General features: G+C 66.3%; 5 protein-coding genes and 1 pseudogene. 5 read left to right on the top strand and 1 reads right to left on the bottom strand.

The genetic code is table 11. From position 1 onward, the window contains the following. Both EOA29_RS23205 and EOA29_RS23200 read left to right on the top strand, forming a co-directional pair. A partial coding sequence (locus EOA29_RS23205) for a cytochrome c-type biogenesis CcmF C-terminal domain-containing protein (RefSeq protein WP_281061103.1) occupies window positions 1–1,019 on the top strand: 1,019 nt, incomplete at its 5' end. Continuing rightward, window positions 1,016–1,480, top strand: coding sequence for a cytochrome c-type biogenesis protein (locus EOA29_RS23200; protein ID WP_126094981.1), 465 nt, complete (start codon window positions 1,016–1,018; stop codon window positions 1,478–1,480). The genes EOA29_RS23205 and EOA29_RS23200, both read left to right, overlap by 4 nt. Window positions 1,481–1,564: 84 nt before the next feature. On the opposite strand, the pseudogene EOA29_RS23195 reads toward EOA29_RS23200, so the two are convergent. After that, a pseudogene (locus EOA29_RS23195) lies at window positions 1,565–1,711 on the bottom strand (CopG family transcriptional regulator); the annotation flags it as partial. A 191-nt stretch (window positions 1,712–1,902) separates the two neighbouring features. Here EOA29_RS23195 and EOA29_RS23190 point away from each other — a divergent pair. From EOA29_RS23190 to EOA29_RS23180, 3 genes are all read left to right on the top strand, one after another. Then, window positions 1,903–3,453 carry a Do family serine endopeptidase gene (locus tag EOA29_RS23190; RefSeq protein WP_127221611.1) on the top strand — a complete coding sequence of 517 codons (1,551 nt, stop codon included), beginning with the start codon at window positions 1,903–1,905 and terminating at the stop codon, window positions 3,451–3,453. 206 nt (window positions 3,454–3,659) lie between these two features. After that, window positions 3,660–4,334: a response regulator transcription factor gene (locus EOA29_RS23185; protein WP_126094978.1), complete on the top strand. Its 675-nt coding sequence runs from the start codon at window positions 3,660–3,662 to the stop codon at window positions 4,332–4,334. 8 nt (window positions 4,335–4,342) lie between these two features. After that, window positions 4,343–5,624: HAMP domain-containing sensor histidine kinase (locus EOA29_RS23180; protein WP_145969754.1), on the top strand; the 1,282-nt coding region annotated here is incomplete at its 3' end.

The following is a 5,624-nucleotide window of genomic DNA, read 5'->3' as shown; positions in this document are numbered from 1 at the left end:
CGCTGGCGCTGTTTGCCCTGCGCGCATCGCGGCTGACGGCCGGCGGTCTCTTCCACCCGATCTCGCGCGAGGGCGCGCTGGTCCTCAACAACCTCTTCCTGACCACCGCGACAGCGACGGTGCTCGTCGGCACGCTCTATCCGCTGGTGCTCGAAGCCACCACCGGCGGCAAGATATCGGTCGGCGCGCCCTTCTTCGACCTGACCTTCGGCCCGCTGATGCTGCCGCTGCTGGCGATCGTGCCTTTCGGTCCGCTGCTTGCCTGGAAGCGCGGCGACGTGCTCGCCGCTTCCCAGCGCCTGATGGCCGCCTTCGCGCTGGCGATTGCCGCGATGCTGGTCACCGGCCTGTTCATCGACGGCGGCTCGGTCTTCGCCGCGCTCGGCGTCGGCCTCGCCGTCTGGCTGGTCGCCGGCGCGCTGACCGACCTTGCCGTCAAGTCCGGCGTCGGCTCGGTGACGCCGGCCGTCATTCTGAGGCGCTTCGCCGGCCTGCCGCGCTCGGTCTTCGGCACGGCCCTTGCCCATCTCGGGCTGGGGCTCACCTTGCTCGGCATCGTCGGCACCTTGTCCTTCGGCACCGAGAAGATCCTCACCATGCGCGCCGGCGAGACGGTGGACCTCTCCGGCCACACGCTGCGCTTCGAAGGGCTGTTCCCTCGAAAAGGCCCGAACTTCACCGAGGACCGCGGCCGCTTCCTGCTGATCTCAAATGGCAATGCCGACGGCGAGATCACGTCGGCAAAACGCTTCTATCCGGCGCGGCAGACCGTGACGACCGAGTCCGGCATCCGGACGCTGGGCCTCAGCCAGCTCTATCTGTCGCTCGGCGACGAGGGCAAGGACGGTTCCGTCGTCGTGCGCCTGTGGTGGAAACCGCTGGTGACGCTGATCTGGGGCGGCGGTCTGGTGATGATGGCTGGCGCCGCCATGTCGCTGCTCGACCGCCGCCTGCGGGTCGGCGCGCCCGCGAGGCGCCGCAAGCCGGCTGCCGCCGCAGCATCCGCGAGCGCGACATGAAAGCGAAGTTTTCGCTTGGCCTCCTGCTCCTCCTGCTGGCCCTGGTCTTCGCCGGCACGGCGCAGGCGGTGAGGCCCGACGAGGTGCTGGCCGATCCGGCGCTGGAGGCGAGGGCGCGCGCGCTGTCCGAAGGCCTGCGCTGCATGGTCTGCCAGAATCAGTCGATCGACGAATCCGACGCCGACCTAGCGCGCGACCTGCGCATCCTCGTGCGCCAGCGCCTTGTCGCCGGCGACACCGACCAGCAGGTGATGGACTACATCGTTTCGCGCTATGGCGAGTTCGTATTGTTGAAGCCGCGCTTCAGCCTGCGCAACGCGCTTTTGTGGGGCACGCCGGTGCTTCTGCTTCTGGCCGGCGGCATCTTCATCGTGATGAGCGCCCGCTCGCGCCGGCCAGCGCCGGACGGCGCTCTGAGCGCGGAGGAACAGGCGGCGCTGGACAAGCTGCTGCGCGACTGACGCACGAATTGCGGACCTCGGAGGTTGGCCGAGACTCCTGTGCCGTCGCGAGTGCTTCCGCCTAGCCTCCGAGCGCGGCATACCTCACACCTTGCCTGTGCGCTCAGCGTCCACGGCCTCGATCACCGCGTCGATTTCCGCCATCGCAGCTTCGTGAGGCACCACACGGCCCGCCTTTGCATCGGCTATCCCGCGCTTGATGCCTTCGATCATCTTGGCCTCCCAATCGACTGAGACTCGAATTCGGTTGGTATGGCCCGTGGTCATTTTTGAACCTCGTGATCCCAACGCATCCCTGCCGATCGCCAACATTACAAAATCTTCATGTACCGGAAATGGCGCCGTAATGTGCGCCGCTCTAATCCTCTTGCCCGAGGATGCTTCGCCTGAGGGCATCCCTTCGAAAGAGGATACGAAAACCCATGAATATTGCCCCCAATTCATACTCCAGCACCGGCAAGCGCCTGATGGCGGCCGTCGCGTCCCTGGCTGTCGTCGGTGCGGTCGGCGTGGGCGCGCTTGCCACCGGCACCGCCCCCGTGCTGGCCGATGCGGTGCGCGTCGAGGCCCCGCAGGTTCCGAGCTTCGCCGATGTCGTCGAGCACGTCTCGCCGGCGGTCGTCAGCGTCAAGGTCAAGGCCAAGATCCAGCCGACCGCCGATGACGGTTCCGACAATCAGGACGGCTTCGACAACCTGCCCGACAATCCGCAGCTGCGCCGCTTCTTCAAGGAGTTCCGCGGCTTCGGCGACCAGGGCGGCCAGCAGTTCGGCATGCGCCCGTTCAACCATCGCAACCACGGCAATGGCGAGCCGCGTCCGGTCGCGCAAGGCTCGGGCTTCTTCATTTCCGAGGACGGCTACCTCGTCACCAACAACCACGTCGTTTCGGAAGGCTCGGACTTCACCGTCGTCACCAATGATGGCAAGGAACTCGACGCCAAGCTGATCGGCACCGATCCGCGCACCGATCTCGCCGTGCTGAAAGTCGATGGCGGCGGCAAGTTCACCTATGTCGACTTCGCCGACGACTCCAAGATCCGCATCGGCGACTGGGTGGTGGCCGTCGGCAATCCGTTCGGCCTCGGCGGCACCGTCACCGCCGGCATCGTCTCGGCCCGCGGCCGCGACATCGGCGCCGGCCCCTACGACGACTTCATCCAGATCGACGCCTCGGTCAACCGCGGCAATTCGGGCGGCCCGACCTTCAACCTCAACGGCCAGGTGATCGGCATCAACACCGCCATCTTCTCGCCGTCGGGCGGCAGCGTCGGCATCGCCTTCGACATTCCGGCCTCGACCGCCAAGCAGGTCGTGGAAGACCTGATGAAGAACGGCTCGGTGCAGCGCGGCTGGCTCGGCGTCGAGATCCAGCCGGTCACCTCCGACATCGCCGAGTCGCTCGGCCTGAAGTCCGACAAGGGCGCGCTGGTTTCGAGTGCCCAGGACGCCGGTCCCGGCAAGAAGGCAGGCATCGTCGCCGGTGACGTCATCACCCAAGTCGATGGCAAGGATGTCGCCTCGCCGAAGGAACTCGCCCGCATGATCGGTGCTTACGCGCCGGGCAAGTCGGTCGACGTCACCGTCTGGCGCAACGGCAAGGACGAGACGGTAAAGGTCGATCTCGGCACGCTGCCCTCGAGCGACAAGCAGGCCTCGAACGAGGACAGCAGCAAGCAGTCGGCGCCCGCTGCCAAGGCCGACACGCTTGCCGATCTCGGCCTCACCGTGACCAAGTCGGAAAACGGCAAGGGCCTGGTGGTGACCGATGTCGATCCGGACAGCGATGCGGCCGACCGCGGCATCCAGCCCGGCGACGTCATCACCTCGATCAACTCGGCCGAGGTCAACACCACCGACGACGTCTCCAAGGCGATGACGGATGCCGCCAAGGCGGGCCGCAAGGCCGTGCTGATGCAGATCACCCGCGACGACTCGAACCGCTTCGTCGCGCTGCCGGTCGGCAAGGGCTGATCGCCAACGGTCAACGACTTTTCCCTGCGACGGTATCAACACCCCCGACCCGCCGCCGGGAAAACATGGGGCCGAGCACGTCAGTCAGTCACCGTGTTTCGCTCCTGGCGGCAGTGGGTTTCCCATCACCCGCTGCCGCTTTAACTTGAAGGCAAGAGCCCATGGCTGCCCCTCAATCTTCCGCTGAAATCGCGTATAACGGCTCCATGAAGATTCTCGTCATGGAAGACGATCGCGAGGCGGCGGACTATATGCAGAAAGCTTTCGCCGAGGCGGGCCATACCGCCCACGTTGCCGGCGATGGCGAGACTGGTTTCGCGCTGGCCGATGCCGGTGACTATGACGTGATGGTTGTCGACCGCATGATGCCGCGCCGCGACGGTCTTTCGGTGATCGCGGCGCTCCGCTCGCGTGGCAACACCACGCCGGTGCTGATCCTGTCGGCGCTGGGCGAGGTCGACGACCGTGTTACCGGCCTCCGCGCCGGCGGCGACGACTATCTGACAAAACCCTATGCCTTTTCCGAACTGCTCGCCCGCGTCGAGGTGCTCAACCGCCGCGCCAGCGCGCGTGAGTCCGAGACCGTCTACCGTGTCGGCGATCTCGAGCTCGACCGCCTGTCGCATTCGGTCAGGCGCGCCGGCCGCGAGATCACGCTGCAGCCGCGCGAGTTCCGCCTTCTTGAATATCTGATGCGCCATGCCGGCCAGGTGGTGACGCGCACCATGCTGCTGGAAAATGTCTGGGACTATCATTTCGATCCGCAGACCAACGTCATCGACGTTCACGTCTCGCGCCTGCGCGGCAAGATCGAAAAGGGCTTCGACAAGCCGATCCTGCACACGATCCGCGGCGCCGGCTACATGCTGAAAGGTGGCTAAAGCCGATCATGGCTCTCTCCCTGCCGGCCATCATGAAGACGACGGCGGCCCGGCTTTCGGCGCTTTACTTCCTGCTTTTCGCGCTCTGCGCCGTGCTGCTGGTCTTCTACATGACCTCGCTGTCGGCGAGCATGCTGACCGGGCAGACCAAGGATACCATCAACGACGAGGTGCTGGGCCTCGCTCGCGCCTACCAGCGCGGCGGCCTGCCGGTGCTGGTGCGCGTGGTCGAGGCGCGCTCCCGCCAGCCCGGCGCCAATCTCTACCTGATCGCCGACGCCAACGGCCAGATCCTGACCGGCAACGTGCAGAGCCTGGAGCCGGGGGTCATCGAGACCGAGGGCTGGACCACCGAACCCTTTTCCTACCAGCGCTTCGGTGAGGGCGAACTCGACCGACTGCGCGGTGGAGACCAGACCGCGCCTTCGACCGGTACAAGCGGCGCGCAATCCGAGGGCGAGAAGGGCCATAACGCCATCGCGCTGGTGCTGAGACTCCCCAACCAGATGATCATGCTGGTCGGCCGCGACCTCGGCGAGCCCGAGCGCTTCCGCGCCGTCATTCGCCGCTCGCTGATGCTGGCGCTGGGGATGATGGGCCTCGGCGGACTCTTGATCTGGTTCTTTGTCGGGCGCGCGGCGCTGAAGCGCATCGACAGCGTCTCCGACGCCAGCCGCCGCATCATGGGCGGCGACCTCAGCGGACGGCTGCCGGTGACCGGTGCCGGCGACGAGTTCGACCGCCTGTCGGAAAACCTCAACACGATGCTCGCCCGCATCGCGAGGCTGAACGAGGGGCTGAAGCAGGTCTCCGACAACATCGCCCATGACCTGAAGACGCCGCTGACCAGACTGCGCAACCGCGCTGAGGCCACACTTGCCGGCAAGCGCAAGACGACCGACTACCGTCAGGCGCTGGAGGGCACGATCGCCGAGTCAGACCAGCTCATCAAGACGTTCAACGCGATCCTGATGATCTCGCGGCTGGAGGCCGGCTATTCCTCCGAGACGACCAGTGCGGTCGACCTCGCCGCCACCGTGAGCGACGTCGTCGAGCTCTACGAGCCGGTCGCGGAGGAGGCGGGCGTTGCGTTGGAAGCCACCGTGCCGGAAGCCGTCACCATCAACGGCAACCGCGAGCTGATCGGCCAGGCGCTGTCGAACATCGTCGACAACGCGATCAAATACTCGACCGGCGCCACCGACGCGCCGAAAGTGCGCGTCGCGCTGGAGCGCGCCGGCGGCGAGGTCAAGCTCGTCGTCTCCGACAATGGCCATGGCATCCCCGACG

The organism is Mesorhizobium sp. M1E.F.Ca.ET.063.01.1.1 (assembly GCF_003998155.1).
GTDB lineage: Bacteria > Pseudomonadota > Alphaproteobacteria > Rhizobiales > Rhizobiaceae > Mesorhizobium.
This window is presented reverse-complemented; position numbering and strand designations above follow the sequence as displayed.

Coding starts and splice junctions, on each gene's coding strand:
- EOA29_RS23185 (WP_126094978.1), top strand. CDS start 3,660: ATGAAGATTCTCGTCATGGAAGACGATCGCGAGGCGGCGGACTATATG.
- EOA29_RS23190 (WP_127221611.1), top strand. CDS start 1,903: ATGAATATTGCCCCCAATTCATACTCCAGCACCGGCAAGCGCCTGATG.
- EOA29_RS23200 (WP_126094981.1), top strand. CDS start 1,016: ATGAAAGCGAAGTTTTCGCTTGGCCTCCTGCTCCTCCTGCTGGCCCTG.